This is a genomic window from Mycobacterium persicum, assembly GCF_002086675.1.
GTDB lineage: Bacteria > Actinomycetota > Actinomycetes > Mycobacteriales > Mycobacteriaceae > Mycobacterium > Mycobacterium persicum.
In genome coordinates this window covers 1-17,657 of sequence record NZ_MVIF01000009.1, presented here as the reverse complement: position 1 = coordinate 17,657, position 17,657 = coordinate 1, and the positions used below count along the sequence as shown (strand labels likewise).

The following is a 17,657-nucleotide window of genomic DNA, read 5'->3' as shown; positions in this document are numbered from 1 at the left end:
ACTAGTGACACTAGTTATCCATGGATCGCCTGGCGCACGGTTTGCGCATGTTGGTCAACGAAGACTGCAGTTAGGAGAAGTATCGTGCCTTGCCCCAATCTTCCACCCGGGTTCGATTTCACCGACCCCGACATCTACGCCGAGCGGCTTCCGGTCGCCGAGTTTGCCGAACTGCGGGCGTCCGCGCCGATCTGGTGGAACGAGCAGGCACCCGGCCACGGCGGCGGCTACCATGACGGCGGCTTCTGGGCGATCACCAAGCTCAAGGACGTCAAGGAGGTGTCGCGGCGCAGCGACGTGTTCTCCAGTTGGGAGAACACCGTGATCCCGCGGTTCCACAATGACATCGCTCGCGAGGACATCGAGGTGCAGCGGTTCGTCATGCTCAACCAGGACGCGCCCCACCACACTCGGTTGCGCAAGATCATTTCGCGCGGGTTCACGCCGCGGGCCATCGGACGCCTGGAGGCCGAACTCAGCGAGCGTGCCCACAAGATTGCCAAAGCGGCCGCGGCCGAGGGTTCCGGCGACTTCGTCGAGCAGGTGTCGTGTGAGCTACCGCTGCAGGCCATCGCGGGTCTGCTGGGTGTGCCGCAGGAGGATCGCGGGAAGCTGTTCCACTGGTCGAACGAGATGACCGGCACCGAAGACCCGGAATTCGCGCATGTCGACCCAAAGGCGTCCTCGGTGGAGTTGATCAGCTATGCGATGAAGATGGCCGAGGACAAGGCCAAGAATCCGGGCGACGACATCGTGACGCAGCTGATCGAGGCCGACATCGACGGCGAAAAGCTCTCCGACGACGAGTTCGGCTTCTTCGTGGTGATGCTCGCGGTGGCCGGCAACGAGACCAGTCGCAATTCCATCACCCAGGGCATGATGGCGTTTGCGGACCACCCCGAGCAGTGGGAGCTGTACAAGAACGAGCGTCCGGAGACCGCCGCCGACGAGATCGTCCGCTGGGCCACTCCGGTCACCTGTTTCCAGCGGACCGCGCTACAGGACTACGAGTTGTCTGGTGTGCAGATCAAGAAGGGCCAGCGGGTGGTGATGTTCTACCGCTCGGCGAACTTCGACGAAGAGGTCTTCGAAGACCCCTACACGTTCAACATCTTGCGCAACCCCAACCCGCATGTGGGGTTCGGCGGTACCGGGGCGCACTACTGCATCGGAGCCAACTTGGCCCGGCTGACCATCAACCTGATGTTCAACGCCATCGCCGACCATATGCCGGACCTGAAGCCCATCTCGGCTCCGCAGCGGTTGCGGTCGGGCTGGCTCAACGGCATCAAGCACTGGCAGGTCGACTACGCCGGCAAGTGTCCGGTAGCCGCCGCTACACCCGGTGCGGTGGCGGGCGGCGTCTCGAGTTCTGTGGCGCGGTAATGGACTTCGATCTCACCCCGGAACAGCAGGCGGTTGCCGACGTGGTCACGTCGGTGCTGCAGCGGGATGCCTCCTGGGCTGCGTTGGTCGACGGCGGAGTGACGGCGTTGCCGGTGCCGGAGCGGCTCGGCGGCGACGGCGTCGGGCTGCTCGAGGTGGGGACCGTACTGACCGAAGCCGGGCGGCACGGTGCAGTCACACCGGGACTGGCAACGCTGGGCCTGGGTGCGGTGCCGCTGCTCGAGCTGGCCACCGATGAGCAGCAGGACCGTTACCTGGCCGGGGTTGCCAAGGGGTCGGTGCTGACCGCGGCGCTCAACGAGCCGGGCGCCCCGCTGCCCGACCGACCGAGGACCAGTTTTGTAGGCGGCAGGTTGTCGGGCACCAAGATTGGTGTGGAGTATGCCGGCCAGGCGGACTGGATGGTCGTTACCGCCGACAAGGCGGTCGTGGTGGTGTCACCGAAAGCCGAAGGCGTGCAACTGGTGCGCACGCCGACGTCGAACGGTTCCGATGAGTACACGGTGACGTTCAGTGACGTGACGGTTGCCGAATCCGATGTGCTGGTGGGCGCTTCGGCGCACCGGGTCAACCAGCTGGCTTTGGCGATGGTGGGTGCGTATGCCGACGGGCTGGTGGCTGGTGCGTTGCGGCTTACCGCTGACTACGTGGCCAACCGCAAGCAGTTCGGCAAGCCACTGTCCACCTTCCAGACCGTGGCCGCGCAGCTCGCCGAGGTCTATATCGCCTCGCGCACCATCGATTTGGCGGCCAAGTCGGTGATCTGGCGGCTGGCCGAAGATCGCGATGCCGATGACGACCTCGACGTGCTCGGATATTGGTTGGCGTCTCAGGCGCCGCCGGTGATGCAGATCTGTCATCACCTGCACGGGGGTATGGGAATGGACATCACCTATCCGATGCACCGGTATTACTCCACGATCAAAGACCTGACCCGGTTGCTGGGCGGGCCGTCGCACCGTCTCGAGCTCGTGACGATCGCAAGCGCGGCGAACCCGGGCACGGCGCAGCCGGGTGCGAGCGACCCCGTGGGAGTGCAATGTTTATCGACCTGACTCCGGAGCAGCGGCAGCTGCAAGCCGAGATACGGCAATACTTTTCGACGTTGATCTCGCGCGACGAGGCCAAAGAGATGGAGAAGGACCGGCACGGCGCGGCCTATCGCGCGGTGATCCGGCGGATGGGCCGTGACGGCATGCTCGGCGTCGGATGGCCGAAGGAGTTCGGCGGCCACGGTTTTGGCCCGATCGAGCAGCAGATCTTCGTCAACGAGGCGCATCGGGCCGACGTGCCGCTGCCCGCGGTGACATTGCAGACCGTCGGGCCCACCCTGCAGGTATACGGCAGCGAGCTGCAGAAGAAGAAGTTCCTGCCGGCGATCCTGGCGGGGGAGGTGCACTTCGCGATCGGCTACACCGAACCCGAAGCGGGCACCGACCTGGCGTCGTTGCGTACCACCGCGGTGCGCCAGGGCGATGAGTACATCGTCAACGGCCAGAAGATCTTCACCACCGGCGCCCATGACGCCGACTACATCTGGCTGGCATGTCGCACCGATCCGGAAGCCGTTAAGCACAAAGGCATTTCGATTCTGATCGTCGACACCAGGGATCCCGGCTACTCGTGGACGCCGATCATCTTGTCCGACGGCGCCCACCACACCAACGCCACGTACTACAACGACGTGCGGGTGCCGGTAGACATGCTCGTCGGTGCGGAGAACGGCGGCTGGCGGCTGATCACCACCCAGCTCAACAACGAGCGGGTGATGCTGGGCCCGGCCGGCCGCTTCGCCAGCATCTACGATCGGGTGCACACCTGGGCGTGCAAGCCGGCCGCCGACGGCGTCGCACCGATCGACCACGCCGACGTCAAGCGTGGACTCGGTGAGATCCACGCGACCTGGCGGATCAACGAGTTGCTCAATTGGCAGGTGGCGGCAGCCGGCGAGGACATCAACGTGGCCGATGCCGCGGCGACGAAAGTGTTTGGCACCGAACGTGTTCAGCGTATCGGGCGACTCGCCGAGGAGATCGTCGGCAAATACGGGAACCCCGCTGAACCGGACACCGCCGAGCTGCTCGAGTGGCTGGACTCGCAGACCAAACGCAATCTGGTGATCACCTTCGGCGGCGGCGTCAACGAAGTGATGCGAGAGATGATCGCCGCATCGGGCCTCAAGGTGCCGAGGGTGCCCCGATGACCGATATCCGCGAAGCCATCACGCAAATCACGGCGGCCGGCAGCGGTAAGCCGCGCGCCGCCCGGGACCCGGTGAACCAGCCGATGATCAACAACTGGGTGGAGGCCATCGGCGACCGCAACCCGATCTATGTCGACGACGATGCCGCCCGCGTTGCCGGCCATCCGGGAATCGTCGCGCCCCCGGCGATGATTCAGGTCTGGACGATGTACGGGCTGGGCGGGCAACGTCCGAAGGACGACCCATTGGGTCCGGTTATGAAGCTGTTCGACGAGGCCGGCTATATCGGCGTGGTTGCCACCAACTGTGAGCAGACCTATCACCGGTACCTGCGGCCCGGCGAGCACGTCGCCATCACCGCCGAGCTCGGTGACGTCGTCGGGCCCAAGCAGACCGCGCTCGGCGAGGGCTGGTTCATCAACCAGCGCACCGTCTGGCGCGTCGGCGACGAGGACGTTGCCGAAATGGATTGGCGCATTTTGAAATTCAGGCCTGCCGCGTCGGCCGATGCGGCGGTTCCCGACGATCTGGACCCCGGTGCGATGATGCGGCCGTCGTTGTCGCGCGACACCGCGTTCTTCTGGGAAGGCGTTGCGGCTCACGAGTTGCGCATCCAACGGCGGCCCGACGGCAGCCTGCAGCATCCTCCGGTTCCGGCGGTGTGGCAGGAGCCGTCCGCGCAGATCGACTACGCGGTGTCAAGGGGTCGCGGCGCGGTGTTCAGCTTCGTGGTGCATCACGCACCGAAGGTGCCCGGCCGCACCCTGCCTTTCGTGATTGCGCTGGTTGAACTGGAGGAGGGCGTGCGCATGCTGGGTGAGTTGCGCAACGTCGACCCGTCATTAGTGGAGATCGGAATGCCGGTTCGGGCAATGTATATCGACTTCCCGGCTGGTGCCTCCGGCCCGGAGTGGACTCTCTACGCCTGGGAGCCGGACGCATGAGCGCCCCGGCTGTATCAGTAGGCGCGCAGCTGCCCGAGCTGAAACTGTATGGCGACCCCACGTTCATCATCTCGACAGCGTTGGCCACCCGTGACTTTCAGGACGTCCACCATGACCGGGACAAGGCACAGGCCAAGGGCTCCAAGGACATCTTCGTCAACATCCTCACCGACACCGGGCTGGTACAACGTTACGTCACCGACTGGGCGGGGCCGTCGGCGCTGATCAAGTCGATCGGGCTGCGGCTGGGGGTGCCGTGGTACGCCTATGACACGGTCACGTTCTCCGGCGAGGTGACCGCGGTGGCGGACCGACTAATCACGGTAAAGGTGCTGGGCCGCAACAGTCTTGGTGATCACGTGATCGCGACGGTCAAGCTGACGATGGGGGATGCCTAGTGTTGTCCGGTAAGGCCGCCATCGTCGGCATCGGCGCTACCGACTTCTCCAAGGACTCCGGCCGCAGCGAGCTGCGGCTGGCAGCGGAAGCGGTGCTGGATGCGCTGGACGATGCCGGCTTGAGCCCTGCGGACGTCGACGGGTTGACCACGTTCACCATGGACACCAACACCGAGATCGCGGTGGCGCGGGCGGTGGGCATCGGTGAGCTGAAGTTCTTTTCCAAGATCCACTACGGCGGTGGCGCCGCGTGCGCGACCATCCAGCACGCGGCGATGGCCGTCGCGACCGGGGTGGCCGACGTGGTGGTGGCGTACCGGGCGTTCAACGAGCGATCCGGCATGCGGTTCGGCCAGGTGCAGACCCGCCTTGTGGGAACTGCTGGGGCGCATGCTGATTCGACATCAGCTGACAATTCTTTTTCGTATCCGCACGGGCTTTCGACGCCGGCAGCGCAGGTCGCCATGATCGCCCGCCGCTACATGCATCTGTCGGGTGCGACCAGCCGGGACTTCGGCGTGATCTCGGTGGCCGACCGCCGGCACGCCGCCAACAACCCGAAAGCCTACTTCTATCAGAAGCCGATAACCATTGAAGACCACCAGAATTCGAGATGGATCGCCGAGCCGTTGCGGTTGCTGGACTGCTGTCAGGAGACCGACGGGGCGGTGGCGATCGTGGTGACGTCGGCGGAGCGCGCGCGTGATCTGAAGCAGCGGCCCGCCGTCATCGAAGCGGCGTCGCAAGGGTCGAGCCCGGACCAGTACACCATGGTCAGCTACTACCGGCCCGAACTGGACGGCCTGCCGGAGATGGGGCTGGTGGGCCGGCAGCTGTGGGCGCAGTCGGGCCTGTCGCCGGCCGATATCCAGACCGCCGTGCTCTACGACCACTTCACCCCGTTCACGCTGATTCAGTTGGAGGAGTTGGGATTTTGCGGCCGCGGCGAGGCCAAAGATTTCATCGCTGACGGCGCGATCGAGGTGGGTGGACGGCTGCCGATCAACACCCATGGCGGTCAGCTCGGGGAGGCCTACATTCACGGTATGAACGGCATCGCCGAAGGTGTGCGGCAGCTGCGCGGCTCCTCGGTCAACCCGGTGCCCGGTGTCGAGCACGTGCTGGTCACCGCGGGGACGGGCGTGCCCACGTCGGGTTTGATTTTGGGGTAGCTGTACCTGACCCCGGTGATTACGCCGGCAGGACGATCCCGCTGGCCCGGCCCAGAAAGATCGCTTGGCCGCCGGGGGCGACGTAGCCGCCGGTGGGCCCGTAGACGCCGTACATCGGGCTGAGCGGGCCTGCCCCGGCGTAAATGTCGTTGATCCAACCCGAAGACAGGGTGTACACCGCGGCGGTGGCGCCGGGCGGGGAGAAACCAGTCAGCAGCTGGGCGGCGAAGTCGACCAAGGGATTTCCGCCCAGCATCGAATCGACATGCGAGCCGTTGACAATCTCGACCCCGACGAACTGCCCCGGGTACAGACTGACCAGTTGATTCGTGGTGCCACCGAAGGCGTTCCACGGCTGGGGTGGCGCTGCCACCACATAAACGGGGACGCTCGCCGACTGCAGGTTGGCTATCGCCGCCGCGAAGGCCGTGGCGTTGTTGGCGACCCCGTCGAACATCACCACCCCGCGCAGCTGGTTGGTGTTCGCCCCGAGGTCTGCGAGGTAGTTGCCGGCGGCGATCGTGGCGAGGCCACCACCGGCGGAGTGTCCTGACAGGATGAAATCCTGCGGTAGCGTGCCCTGGTATCCGGCCTGGTTCGCGCTGATGTTCAGCGCCGCTTCCGGTCCGAGGAACAACGACGCCACGCCCTGCTGCATCTGCGGGCTGCCGATCCATAGGCCGAACGGCAACGGAATTGACGGCACGGTGGGAACGACCACGACGCTGTTGGTCTGCTGCGCCAACTGCACGGCCAGCGGCTCGTAGAACCAACCTATCGCCCCGAAGCCGTGCTGCAGATAGATGACACCGGTGGCATTCACCGAACCGTCCGCCTGCGTCGGGAAGTACCAGTGCGCGGGGGCGGGGTAGTTGAACTGAGGAATGGTAAAGCCCAGGAAGGAGGACGGGCCGATCGGAATCTGCAGGAAAGAGAAGCCGGACTTGACCCCGGTCACCCCGTTGGTGGCCGGAGCAGCGAGGGCCTCGGTGGCGGCGTAGTTCACCGCCCCGGACAGGCCCGCCTCGTTGGTGGCTGTGTTCAGCAATGTGGCGGGCTGATTGCTGCCAGTGTTTGCATTACCGAACAGCGGGTGGCCGATCAGCCGCTCGACGGGCGCGAAAACCCCCAGTCGCTCGGCCTGTTGCGCCAGCGTCTGCAGCGGTGACACATTCGCGGCCTCAGCGGCCGCATAGGCGACCCCCGCCGTGGTCAACGCACGCACGAACTCGGCCTGAAACAGCGTCGTCGTCTGCGCGCTCAGCGCCTGGAACTCCCGGGCGTAGCCGCCGAACAGACTCGCGATGGCCGCCGACACCTCATCACCGGCCGCCGCGATAAGTCCGGTCGTCGAGGGCGCCGCCGCAGCGGCGGCCCCTTTGATCGCCTCACCGATTCCGGTCAGATCCCCCGATGCCACGGCAATAGCCTCGGGCGCCGTGATCACGTACGACGACATCGGCCGCTCCAATCCCCGATGGCCCGACAACGTCAGGACAGCTAGGAAATGGTATCCAGGTTCTCGAACGTCGATGGCCGGTTTGAGATCCCCGCTGGTGGCCTATGCGAAGCCATTACGCCGCGCGGGGCTCGGGGCGACGGCCCGTCGGTGATGACGATGCTTGGTCTGGTGTGCGTGGGTCTACGTTTGTAGCGGATCGGTCCACCGCACACCTGAGAAGCGACTGAAGTCGACGTCGGTGGAACACAGTTCGGCGCCGTGCTCGATAGACAAAGCGGCCAGATGCGCGTCGCTGGTCAGATTTCCCGCCGTACCAAGCGGAGTAAGCAAGCCGCGAAGGACGGCTGCGTGGCGATCCGTGGGATGTACAACCGTGACACACGGTTGGGCCAACCATCCGGCGACGACGTCGAAGGACTCGTCGACGGTCAAGGGCCGCTCGAATATCGCTGCGCGGGTGGATAACCGGACAAAACCGACGAGGGCGTGCCAGGCGAAAGCGACGGTCGCCGAACCCGACAACGTGTCATCCAGCCACTCGCGTGCCGCCTTGTGACGAGCCGTCGACTCGTCGATTGCATAGATGAGGATGTTAAGGTCAAGCAGTTTCATTTGCGCAGCGCAAGCTTGCGCAAGGTCTCCGCGTCCTCGTCTCCCGCGGCCAACGCCAACGCTTTGTCGATGTCGACTCCCGCCCGCAGTCCAAGGTCGCGACTCGGCGTGTGATAGGCGCGACGGGTGGGTGCACCACTCAATCCACGCCGCACCGCGTCGTTCAGCACCGCCTTGAACGACAAGCCCCGCTCACGGGCTGCGTGCTGTAGCGCAGCGACGACATCTGGATCCAGCGTCACGGTGGTCCGCATCATGCAATCATAGCGTCACCAGTGATGCTGTCATGATGCGCTAGTGCACGGGGTTTGCGGGCGTGACGCTGCAGTCACGTTCGGGTTCGAATGTGACTGCAGCGTCACGCTGGCGGTCGTGTCGGTGGTCGCTGGCACACTGCTCGTTTCATGGGGGAACCCTTTGTCGGCAGTGAGGCAGTGGCGGCGGGCATCACGTCAGCTAGCCAGTTGCGGCGTCGCTATACGCGGGTGTTTCGCGACGTCTATGTCAGCGAAGGAACCGAGCTTACGCAGGCGGTGCGGGCGCGCGCGGCCTGGCTCTGGTCGAAGCGCCGCGGGGTCGTCGCGGGTTTCACCGCCGTGGCTTTGCATGGCAGTAGCTGGGTGGACGAGGACCGGCCAGTGGACATCATTCACGACAACCGTCACCCGTTGCCGGGCCTGCAAATTTGGGGCGACCGGCTTGAGGATGACGAGATCCAACTGATCGACGGCATTCCGATTACGACGCCCGCGCGTACTGCTCTTGACCTCGCGTGCTGGCATCCAACGACAGCAGCGGTCGCCGCTCTCGACGCCCTTGCCCGCGCGACCGAGTTCAAGGTGGCCGACGTAGAGTTGCTGGCCGCCCGACACCGTGGGCGTCGTGGACTGAGGCGTGCTCGTGTCTCGCTCGATCTCGTCGACGCGGGCGCACAATCCCCGAAGGAAACGTGGCTGCGGTTGGTGTTGGTGCAGGGAGGGTTACCGCGGCCACAAACGCAAATTCCGGTGCTCAACGAGTTCGGCGATGCTAATGCCTACCTCGATATGGGTTGGGAGGACGTCAAAGTCGCGGTCGAGTACGACGGCGAGCAACATCGCACTGATAGGCGACAGTACACCTGGGATGTTCGACGGCTGGAATTGGTCGACCGTCGCGGCTGGACCGTGGTCAGGGTAGTCGCGGGTGATCGGCCCGCTGAGATTCTTCGCCGCGTCCGCGCTGCCCGTGCGCTTCGAATGTGACGCTGCAGTCACACGCGGCCTCGAACGTGACGCTGCGGTCACGCCCAGGCGAAAGAGTAGACACGCCCTAGGCGGGCACCAGCTCGATGCCGCTGAGCACGACGGCGTTGTCGCGCGACGGCGCGACAACGCCGCCAACGATGCGGCCCTGGTCTTTCCACATGTTGACCTGAAGCGTTTCGCCGGGGTACGCCACGCCCGCGAAGCGGGCGCCGTAGGCGGCTACCGCCGTGGCGTCCGCGTCGAGCAGCGCATCGGTGATGGCCTTGCAGGCCATGCCGTAGCTGCACAGCCCGTGCAGAATGGGCGCGGGAAAGCCTGCGGCAGCTGCGAATTCGGGGTCAGAGTGCAGCGGATTGCGATCACCGCACAAGCGGTAGAGCAGCGCTTGCTGCGGCAGCACCGGCATCGCGACCTGCAGATCAGGTGCGCGCTCCGGCGGGGCATCCGAGGTTGACGGGCCGCGTTCGCCGCCGAATCCCCCCTCGCCGCGGGCGTAGATCGACCGCTTCTGCGTCCACAGCAATTCGCCGTCGGGTGTGGTCACCCTCGTCTCGCTCCAGATCACCGCGGCCTTGCCTTTGTCCCAGATATCGGTGAACCGGGTGACGGCGCGCGCGGAGCCCGACGGCGGCAGCGGCCCGGGCACTTCCACCCGTTCGCTGGCGTGTAGCACCTTGCTCAGTTCGATATCGATGCCGGGGAACCGGACGGTGGGCGGTTTGGTGGCATGGAAGGTGGCGGCCACCGTGGCGAAAGTCGGCAGCACCTGCGGGGTGTCGTCGACCAAGTACCGCAGCTCGCGCGGGTCCATCGGGTTCGACCCGGCACCCAATGCCAGTTGGTAGAGCTGGACATCGCTACTGGTCCAAGTGAATTCGACCGGATCCAGTTCGGCGTTCAGTGCGACTTCGACGTCAATCGGCATGTTGGCGCTCTCCAGCGATATGCAGGGCGGCCAGGTAGCCGAAGGTCATCGCCGGCCCGATGGTGCCGCCCGGGCCCGGGTAGGTGTGTCCCATCACCGGCGAGCTGACATTGCCTGCGGCATAAAGACCGTCGATGATGCTGCCGTCGTCGCGAAGCGCTCGGCCGTGGACGTCGGTGCGGATACCGCCTTTGGTGCCCAGGTCTCCGGGAACCATCTTGGCGGCGTAGTAGGGTGCGTGCCGGATCTCGCCCAAGTTCGGATTGGGCTTGTTGGTCGGGTCACCGTAGTAGCGGTCGTAGGCGCTTTCCCCGCGGTGGTAGTCGGTGTCGACGCCAGAGCGGGCAAAGCCGTTGAAACGCTGGACCGTCGCGATGAATTGGTCGACCGGGAGGGCGGCTTTGGTGGCCAGTTCCTCCAGCGTGTCGGACTGGATGATCACGCCGGAATCCAGCCACTTACGCGGAATACGTTGGCCCGGTTGCAGTCCGGCAAAGATGTAGCGGTCGCGGTATTGCTGGTCGAAAACTAGCCAGGCGGGAATGTTCTCACCTGGTCCAGGACCCTGCCCGTACTTGCCGCCGTACATGTGGTGGCAGGCCTCGACGTAGGGCATCGATTCGTTCATGAACCGGTTGCCGGACATGTTGACGATGATCGACCCGGGCGAATTGCGTTCCGACAGCGCGAACCATGGCGCGCCCACCAGCGGCACCGTCGGGCCCCACCACGCGTCCTCCATCAGATCCAGTGCCGCACCTAGCTTTTCGCCGGCGACAATGCCGTCGCCGGTATTCGCCTTGGCGCCGACAGTCCATTCGGTGGTGATGGGCGCGCGCTGGTACTTCACCCGCATCTGCTCGTTGTGCTCGAAACCGCCACACGCCAGAATCACTCCGCGCCGGGCCCGGATCAGCTGCGGCTCGGCAGCTTCCGACGCGCCGGCGTCACGGACGTACACGCCGCGCACCACCCCGTCTTCGACGTAGAGGTCGGTGAGCGCCGTGTTGAGTAACACCGGAACCCCGGCCTGCCGCAGCCCGATCCGCAGCGGGCCGATCAAGGCGCGCCCCATGCCGACCAGATGCTTGCCGGTGGCCTTGGCCCAGGTGGTGCGGGCACCGACCTTCAGGCTGCGCAACACACCCCGTGGGTGCCGCTTCAGCTGGTTGAGACGCACGTAGTCCTGTTGCATCACAACAACATTCAGCGGAATCTTGCCGTAAGCAGGTTCCAGCGTGGCTTCGTCGGGACCGAGCTTGCGGGCATTGAACGGCTTCGGCTCGATCGAGCGGCCGTCCGGGCGGCCACCGGGCGCCTCGGGGTAGTAGTCGGAATAGCCTGGCACCCAGCACATTTTCAACGGGGTGTGCTTCAGCACGAAGGACAGCATCTCGGGCCCGCGCTCGAGGTAGGTGTCGATGCGCTCCGGCTCGACCCCGCTGCTCGACACGTCGCCGATGATGCCGTGCAGATAGGTGCGGGCCGCTTCGCAGCTGTCGCGGACGCCGGCGCGCTTGAGTACCTCGTTGTTGGGAATCCAGACGCCGCCGCCCGAGCGCGCGGTCGATCCGCCGTAGTGCGCGGCCTTCTCGACGATTACTGTCGAAAGACCGCGGTGCGCGGCGGTTAGCGCTGCCACCATACCGGCGCCACCGCTCCCGACCACGACGACGTCGTAGTCCTGTGCTGTCATGTAGAACACGTTATAGAATTGCCCGGGTCGGGCGCTACTGACCCGGTCACCATGAGGTCGGCAAGACGAGGGGACTTCGGTAAATGCTCACTGTTGCGACCCGCGACGAGCTGGCCGCCGACTTGGCGCAAGCTGAGCGCAGCCGTGAGCCGATCGCTCCGCTGACCGCCGCCCACCCCGACATGGACGTGGTCGACGCCTACGAGATCCAGCTGATCAACATTCGCCAGCGGGTCGCCGAGGGCGCCCGGGTGCTGGGCCACAAAGTGGGGCTGTCGAGCAAGGCCATGCAGCAGATGATGGGCGTCGACGAGCCCGACTACGGGCATCTGCTGGACGAGATGCAGGTGTTCGAGGACACGCGGGTCAAGGCGGCCAGATATCTGTATCCGCGGGTCGAGGTCGAGGTGGGTTTCATCTTGTCGGCGGACCTGCCGGGCGCGGACTGCAGCGAGGACGACGTGCTGGCCGCGACCGGATCCCTGGTGCCGGCGATCGAGTTGATCGACACCAGGATCACCGACTGGAAGATCGCGCTGTGCGACACGATTGCCGACAACGCCTCCTCGGCGGGCTTCGTGCTGGGCGCAGCGCGGGTGTCTCCCGCCGATATCGACGTCACGGCCATCGAGGCGACGCTGATCCGCAACGGTGAGGTGGTCGCTGCGGGCCGAAGCGATGCGGTGCTGGGCAATCCGGTCACCGCCGTGGCCTGGCTGGCCCGCAAGGTGGACAGCTTCGGGGTTCGGTTGCGGCAAGGCGACATCGTGTTGCCCGGATCGTGCACGCGCGCGATCGACGCCCATGCCGGCGACGACTTCGTCGCCGAATTCGCCGGGCTGGGCTCGGTCCGGTTGGCATTCGAGTAGGAGCGATCGCAAGCGCGGCGAAGCCGGGCGCGGCGGGTCGCGACCATAGAGATAGGAGCGATCGCAAGCGCGGCGAAGCCGGGCGCGGCGGGTCGCGACCATAGAGATAGGAGCGATCGCAAGCGCGGCGAAGCCGGGCGCGGCGGGTCGCGACCATAGAGATAGGAGCGATCGCAAGCGCGGCGAAGCCGGGCGCGGCGGGTCGCGACCATAGAGATAGGAGCGATCGCAAGCGCGGCGAAGCCGGGCGCGGCGGGTCGCGACCATAGAGATAGGAGCGATCGCAAGCGCGGCGAAGCCGGGCGCGGCGGGTCGCGACCATAGAGATAGGAGCAACATGCCGTCTAAGGCAAGCGTGGCGATCGTGGGGTCGGGCAACATCAGCACCGACCTGCTCTACAAGCTGCTGCGCTCGGAGTGGCTGGAACCGCGCTGGATGGTGGGCATCGACCCGGAAAGCGAAGGCTTGGCGCGGGCCCGCAAGCTTGGTCTGGAGACCAGTCACAAAGGGGTCGACTGGTTGTTGGAGCAGCCCGAAAAACCCGACCTGGTGTTCGAGGCCACCAGCGCCTACGTGCACAAGGCGGCCGCACCGAAGTACGCCGACGCGGGGATCCGGGCCATTGACCTGACGCCGGCAGCGGTGGGCCCGGCGGTGATTCCACCGGCCAACCTGCGTGAACACCTGGACGCACCGAACGTCAACATGATCACCTGCGGGGGTCAGGCGACGATCCCGATCGTGTATGCGGTGTCGCGGGTCGTGACAGTGCCATATGCGGAAATTGTCGCGTCGGTGGCTTCGGTATCGGCGGGCCCGGGCACCCGGGCCAACATCGACGAGTTCACCAAGACCACCTCACGCGGAGTAGAGACCATCGGTGGAGCCGCCCGCGGCAAGGCGATCATCATCCTGAATCCGGCCGACCCGCCAATGATCATGCGCGACACCATCTTCTGCGCCATCCCCGAGGACGCCGACCGGGACGCGATCGCGAAGTCCATCCACGATGTGGTGGCTGAGGTACAGACCTACGTGCCGGGCTACCGGCTGCTCAACGAGCCGCAGTTTGACGAGCCGTCGCTCAACTCGGGCGGCCAGGCGGTGGTCACCACGTTCGTCGAGGTGGAGGGCGCCGGGGATTACCTGCCGCCGTACGCCGGCAACCTCGACATCATGACCGCGGCGGCCACCAAGGTCGGCGAGGAGATCGCCCGCAAGAGCAAAGATGTGACACTTTCGGTTACCGGAGGCACGCGATGACCAGCATCTGGGATGTCCGCATCACGGACACGTCGTTGCGCGACGGGTCGCACCACAAGCGTCACCAATTCACCAAAGAGGAGGTCGGCGCCATCGTGGCGGCCCTGGATGCCGCCGGGGTGCCGGTCATCGAGGTGACCCACGGGGACGGGCTGGGCGGATCGTCGTTCAATTACGGCTTCTCCAAAACTCCCGAGCAGGAATTGATCAAGCTGGCGGCCGAGACGGCCAAAGAGGCGCGGATCGCGTTCTTGATGTTGCCCGGGGTGGGCACCAAGGACGACATCAAAGAGGCACAGGACAATGGCGGGTCGATCTGCCGGATCGCCACTCATTGCACCGAGGCCGACGTGTCCATTCAGCATTTCGGGCTGGCGCGCGAGTTGGGGCTGGAAACCGTCGGTTTTCTGATGATGGCCCACACCATTTCGCCGGAAAAGCTGGCCGCCCAGGCCCGGATCATGGCCGATGCCGGCTGCCAGTGCGTCTACGTCGTCGACTCGGCCGGGGCCCTGGTGCTCGACGGGGTGGCCGACCGCGTCTCGGCCCTGGTCGCCGAGCTCGGCGAGGACGCCCAGGTGGGTTTCCACGGCCACGAAAACCTCGGCCTGGGGGTGGCCAACTCGGTGGAGGCGGTGCGCGCCGGCGCTAAGCAGATCGACGGCAGCGTGCGGCGTTTTGGCGCCGGCGCGGGCAACGCCCCGGTAGAGGCGCTGATCGGGGTGTTCGACAAGATCGGGGTGAAAACCGGCATCGACTTCTTCGACATCGCCGATGCCGCCGAAGACGTGGTGCGCCCGGCCATGCCCGCCGAATGTCTGCTGGACCGCAACGCGCTGATCATGGGCTACTCGGGGGTCTACTCGAGCTTCCTCAAGCACGCCGTCCGTCAGGCCGAGCGCTACGGTGTGCCGGCGTCGGCGCTGCTGTATCGAGCAGGTCAGCGCAAGCTGATCGGCGGTCAGGAAGACCAGCTGATCGATATCGCTTTGGAAATAAAGCGTGAGCAAGAAAGCGGCGAGGTCGTCACACATTAACGGTCTTGTTAATTAATTCGGATTGGATGGAATTCCGGATAGCTTGTCGGCCTCCCGACTAACGTCTTTGTAGGGGTTGCCGCCAGAGATCAATTCTTTGCGGGTTCGGGCCGATGTTGGAGGCGGCGGTGCCGCGGCCACCTTGACGCTGACGGTCTTCGCACCGGACCTGCCGGCTCTGGCCAACTCCCAGGCGCCGTGCGCGCGGTCGCGCGACACGCTCTATGAATGGACCGACATATTGCGCACGGAGAAATGGTGGTTATCCGCCGCTTTCGACAGGGTTCCGGTCGCTGGCACCGCTCACATCGGGTGACGGCTCGACATCGGCGGGCCGGATCGGCAAGCCACGAGTTCAACCGGGCTGCAAACAGCGGCAACACCTGTTCGTAGCACACCACGACTCCGCCCTGGCCAGATTGACAGCACGCAGTGTGCAACCCGTCAAAGCTCAACTGTGGGTTGCCCTTTCGAGGAGCTGTGGATCCCGTGCCCGACTACCCGAGGGTTACAACGTCGAGAACTCCACACGGAGGATTTGTTTGGCGCCGTCGGTGACGTGGATACCCGAGTCGTTGACGCTAATGGAGTCGGCGGTGAACGAGATGTTGACCGGGTCGACTTCATGGTCACTGCCGGGGTCCACGGTGACGTTCGTGATGACTGGCGCGCCTTTGAATGTGTAAACGGGTCCGTTAAACGTCCCTACTGCCAAGCTCGCAGTCGTCAGGAACGTCTCGGTCACTGTGGTATCCGCGACGTCGAAGCTGGCCAGCACCTGCACCATGGGACCACGTGTTGCATACAGCGTTCCCTTGGGCCAACTAACTGGAACCTTCCCGGTGACGGTGTTGGTGAAGACGTCATCGACGGTGGGGTAGTTGGCGGACAGGGTGGCAGTCGCTCCGCGGAGCGTGTTGGACGTCGAGGATCTGGAGGTCGGTGGCCCAGACGCGGCGCTGGCCGCCGTTGTACCGGCGCTGGGTGCTGGTTGGTTATGGCTGTGGCAACCGGCGACGAGAACTGCTGCCGTGAAGATCATCGCAAGTTTGCTCATGGACAATCCTTAATTCCCAACCAGTTCCACCGCCAGGTGCCGGATGCCGGTGTGGCCGCTTGCTACGCATACAACTCTTCGATACTGGCCTTGACGTCATGGCGCAGCGGCCGTGCTCGGGCAGCGATCGACTCCAGGTCGACATCTTCGAGGGCGCGCTCGTAGTCGGCGATCGCGGCCTGCGGGATGGCTACATCCAATTCGGGTCCAATTCGGGTGCAATTCGGCCTGTGCCCGCCGCACGGCCAACGTTCGCCGACCACGCTGGCCTCCGGGGACCAGATCGCGACCATCTCGGCGCTGGCGTAGCGGCTGGCCAGCACGTTCGGAATGCTCACAAGGACACAGCTTACGGTCGCGTGGCGCCCCGATTTGATTCCCTGACCGCGTTCCCCATCGATGTCCAGCTCGCCAGCTCGCCAAAGCGGCATAGTCTGACAACCAGCTCACCCCAGGTCCGAGCGTCACCCAGCAGAAGATAAGCGCCGCAATGACTTTCGGTCCGTACTTGGGTAGTCGCGGCGGCCGTTGGCGGACCGCTCGTTGTCGCGAGGAACCACGCAGCGCCTTGCGTGGATGATCGCGATGGCACGGCGTGGTGGCACACGACTCATCGATTAACTTCGCTTTGCCGGGCCCGGTCCCCCGCTTGTGGCGGGCCCGCGACCGCCTTCGTTACGGCCTTGCGCTCTGCCGTCGTCAATTCCAAGCCTGCGGCGCCGAACCACGCTCAGTTTTTTTGGACGACGCGTCGTGGGCGGGCATTCTCATTCGAGGCAACGAATAGGGCTCCGCGGGCATTTGGGTGATCAATGCGAAATCGGGATTTCGCATTCCGTACTGCGGTATGATCCGCTCCTGCCCTAAGGGTCGACGGTGACCCGGGCATCTCCCGGGTCGTCCTGGCTCATTGGGTCATGACAGGTTGGGAGGTGTCCCATGGCGTTTGTGATCGCGGTGCCGGATTTCATGGCGGCGGTGGCGACGGATTTGGCGGGTATCGGTTCGACGATCAGCGCGGCCAACGCCGCGGCGGCAGGCAACATCGAGGCGGTGCTGGCCGCGGGCGCTGATGAGGTGTCGGCGGCGGTGGCGGCGGTCTTCGGCGCGCACGCCCTGTCCTATCAGGCGGTGAGTGCGCAGGCCGCGGTGTTTCATGACCAGTTTGTGCAGGCCTTGACCGCGGGCGCGGGCTCCTATGCGGCCGCCGAGGCCGCCAGCGCCGCGTCGATAACCAGTCCGCTGCTCAACGCGATCAACGCGCCCTTCCTGGCGGCTACCGGGCGCCCGCTGATCGGCAACGGCGCCAACGCGACGGCGGGGTCGGGGGCGGCCGGCGGGGCCGGCGGGTGGTTGTACGGCAA

General features: G+C 65.3%; 17 protein-coding genes and 1 pseudogene. 11 read left to right on the top strand and 7 right to left on the bottom strand.

Annotation, left to right across the window (positions count from 1 at the left end):
* Positions 1–84: 84 nt before the first annotated feature.
* From BST40_RS04945 to BST40_RS04920, 6 genes are read left to right on the top strand one after another with little or no spacing between them, the layout of a single operon-like run.
* A complete protein-coding gene (locus BST40_RS04945) occupies positions 85–1,386 on the top strand; it encodes a cytochrome P450 (RefSeq protein WP_075547643.1) in 1,302 nt (433 codons plus the stop codon).
* Positions 1,386–2,462, top strand: a complete 1,077-nt coding sequence (locus BST40_RS04940) for an acyl-CoA dehydrogenase family protein (RefSeq protein WP_075547644.1) — start codon at positions 1,386–1,388, stop codon at positions 2,460–2,462. The genes BST40_RS04945 and BST40_RS04940 overlap by 1 nt, the downstream gene beginning before the upstream one ends.
* Complete coding sequence (fadE29, locus tag BST40_RS04935) at positions 2,447–3,610, top strand: acyl-CoA dehydrogenase FadE29 (RefSeq protein WP_083153629.1); 1,164 nt, start codon at positions 2,447–2,449, stop codon at positions 3,608–3,610. The genes BST40_RS04940 and fadE29 overlap by 16 nt, the downstream gene beginning before the upstream one ends.
* Entirely contained in the window at positions 3,607–4,554 is a 948-nt protein-coding gene (locus tag BST40_RS04930) for a bifunctional MaoC family dehydratase N-terminal/OB-fold nucleic acid binding domain-containing protein (protein ID WP_083153627.1), read from the top strand. The genes fadE29 and BST40_RS04930 overlap by 4 nt, the downstream gene beginning before the upstream one ends.
* Positions 4,551–4,952, top strand: coding sequence for a MaoC family dehydratase (locus BST40_RS04925; protein WP_075547647.1), 402 nt, complete (start codon positions 4,551–4,553; stop codon positions 4,950–4,952). The genes BST40_RS04930 and BST40_RS04925 overlap by 4 nt, the downstream gene beginning before the upstream one ends.
* Entirely contained in the window at positions 4,952–6,124 is a 1,173-nt protein-coding gene (locus BST40_RS04920; RefSeq protein ID WP_083044214.1) for a lipid-transfer protein, read from the top strand. Before BST40_RS04925 ends, BST40_RS04920 begins: the two co-directional genes overlap by 1 nt.
* A 19-nt stretch (positions 6,125–6,143) precedes the next feature.
* Here the strand turns inward: BST40_RS04920 and BST40_RS04915 are convergent, their stop codons facing one another.
* The 3 genes from BST40_RS04915 to BST40_RS04905 form a co-directional block, all read right to left on the bottom strand.
* Positions 6,144–7,583 (bottom strand): PE family protein, encoded by a 1,440-nt coding sequence (locus BST40_RS04915; protein WP_083153625.1) that lies wholly within the window; start codon positions 7,581–7,583, stop codon positions 6,144–6,146.
* Between the two features lie 183 nt (positions 7,584–7,766).
* Positions 7,767–8,198 carry a type II toxin-antitoxin system VapC family toxin gene (locus BST40_RS04910; RefSeq protein ID WP_075547650.1) on the bottom strand — a complete coding sequence of 144 codons (432 nt, stop codon included), beginning with the start codon at positions 8,196–8,198 and terminating at the stop codon, positions 7,767–7,769.
* Complete coding sequence (locus BST40_RS04905; protein WP_075547664.1) at positions 8,195–8,452, bottom strand: ribbon-helix-helix domain-containing protein; 258 nt, start codon at positions 8,450–8,452, stop codon at positions 8,195–8,197. Before BST40_RS04905 ends, BST40_RS04910 begins: the two co-directional genes overlap by 4 nt.
* A gap of 150 nt (positions 8,453–8,602) precedes the next feature.
* Here BST40_RS04905 and BST40_RS04900 point away from each other — a divergent pair, with 150 nt between their 5' ends.
* Positions 8,603–9,442: a hypothetical protein gene (locus BST40_RS04900; protein WP_083153624.1), complete on the top strand. Its 840-nt coding sequence runs from the start codon at positions 8,603–8,605 to the stop codon at positions 9,440–9,442.
* Between the two features lie 67 nt (positions 9,443–9,509).
* Here BST40_RS04900 and BST40_RS04895 read toward each other — a convergent pair whose 3' ends face one another.
* On the bottom strand, positions 9,510–10,370 hold the full coding sequence (locus tag BST40_RS04895; protein ID WP_075547652.1) for a MaoC/PaaZ C-terminal domain-containing protein: 861 nt from the start codon (positions 10,368–10,370) through the stop codon (positions 9,510–9,512).
* Entirely contained in the window at positions 10,360–12,066 is a 1,707-nt protein-coding gene (kstD, locus tag BST40_RS04890; RefSeq protein WP_083044448.1) for a 3-oxosteroid 1-dehydrogenase, read from the bottom strand. Before kstD ends, BST40_RS04895 begins: the two co-directional genes overlap by 11 nt.
* An 83-nt stretch (positions 12,067–12,149) precedes the next feature.
* Between kstD and BST40_RS04885 the strand changes: the two genes are divergently transcribed.
* The 3 genes from BST40_RS04885 to dmpG all read left to right on the top strand — a co-directional run bounded on the left by BST40_RS04885 (position 12,150) and on the right by dmpG (position 15,236).
* Complete coding sequence (locus tag BST40_RS04885) at positions 12,150–12,935, top strand: 2-keto-4-pentenoate hydratase (RefSeq protein ID WP_075547653.1); 786 nt, start codon at positions 12,150–12,152, stop codon at positions 12,933–12,935.
* 337 nt (positions 12,936–13,272) lie between these two features.
* Positions 13,273–14,199, top strand: coding sequence for an acetaldehyde dehydrogenase (acetylating) (locus tag BST40_RS04875; protein WP_075547654.1), 927 nt, complete (start codon positions 13,273–13,275; stop codon positions 14,197–14,199).
* Positions 14,196–15,236 carry a 4-hydroxy-2-oxovalerate aldolase gene (dmpG, locus tag BST40_RS04870; RefSeq protein ID WP_083044218.1) on the top strand — a complete coding sequence of 347 codons (1,041 nt, stop codon included), beginning with the start codon at positions 14,196–14,198 and terminating at the stop codon, positions 15,234–15,236. The genes BST40_RS04875 and dmpG overlap by 4 nt, the downstream gene beginning before the upstream one ends.
* Before the next feature lie 508 nt (positions 15,237–15,744).
* Here dmpG and BST40_RS29260 read toward each other — a convergent pair.
* Both BST40_RS29260 and BST40_RS04855 read right to left on the bottom strand, forming a co-directional pair.
* Positions 15,745–16,293 carry a hypothetical protein gene (locus tag BST40_RS29260; RefSeq protein WP_131808307.1) on the bottom strand — a complete coding sequence of 183 codons (549 nt, stop codon included), beginning with the start codon at positions 16,291–16,293 and terminating at the stop codon, positions 15,745–15,747.
* A 65-nt stretch (positions 16,294–16,358) separates the two neighbouring features.
* Positions 16,359–16,631 (bottom strand): annotated as a pseudogene (locus tag BST40_RS04855) (adenylosuccinate lyase); the annotation flags it as partial.
* A gap of 601 nt (positions 16,632–17,232) precedes the next feature.
* Here BST40_RS04855 and BST40_RS04850 point away from each other — a divergent pair.
* The coding region (locus BST40_RS04850; RefSeq protein ID WP_089025008.1) for a PE family protein at positions 17,233–17,657 on the top strand (425 nt) is incomplete at its 3' end.

Coding starts and splice junctions, on each gene's coding strand:
- BST40_RS04915 (WP_083153625.1), bottom strand. CDS start 7,583: ATGTCGTCGTACGTGATCACGGCGCCCGAGGCTATTGCCGTGGCATCG.
- BST40_RS04900 (WP_083153624.1), top strand. CDS start 8,603: ATGGGGGAACCCTTTGTCGGCAGTGAGGCAGTGGCGGCGGGCATCACG.
- BST40_RS04925 (WP_075547647.1), top strand. CDS start 4,551: ATGAGCGCCCCGGCTGTATCAGTAGGCGCGCAGCTGCCCGAGCTGAAA.
- BST40_RS04895 (WP_075547652.1), bottom strand. CDS start 10,370: ATGCCGATTGACGTCGAAGTCGCACTGAACGCCGAACTGGATCCGGTC.
- dmpG (WP_083044218.1), top strand. CDS start 14,196: ATGACCAGCATCTGGGATGTCCGCATCACGGACACGTCGTTGCGCGAC.
- BST40_RS04940 (WP_075547644.1), top strand. CDS start 1,386: ATGGACTTCGATCTCACCCCGGAACAGCAGGCGGTTGCCGACGTGGTC.
- kstD (WP_083044448.1), bottom strand. CDS start 12,066: ATGACAGCACAGGACTACGACGTCGTCGTGGTCGGGAGCGGTGGCGCC.
- BST40_RS04905 (WP_075547664.1), bottom strand. CDS start 8,452: ATGCGGACCACCGTGACGCTGGATCCAGATGTCGTCGCTGCGCTACAG.
- fadE29 (WP_083153629.1), top strand. CDS start 2,447: ATGTTTATCGACCTGACTCCGGAGCAGCGGCAGCTGCAAGCCGAGATA.
- BST40_RS04930 (WP_083153627.1), top strand. CDS start 3,607: ATGACCGATATCCGCGAAGCCATCACGCAAATCACGGCGGCCGGCAGC.
- BST40_RS04885 (WP_075547653.1), top strand. CDS start 12,150: ATGCTCACTGTTGCGACCCGCGACGAGCTGGCCGCCGACTTGGCGCAA.
- BST40_RS04875 (WP_075547654.1), top strand. CDS start 13,273: ATGCCGTCTAAGGCAAGCGTGGCGATCGTGGGGTCGGGCAACATCAGC.
- BST40_RS04910 (WP_075547650.1), bottom strand. CDS start 8,198: ATGAAACTGCTTGACCTTAACATCCTCATCTATGCAATCGACGAGTCG.
- BST40_RS29260 (WP_131808307.1), bottom strand. CDS start 16,293: ATGAGCAAACTTGCGATGATCTTCACGGCAGCAGTTCTCGTCGCCGGT.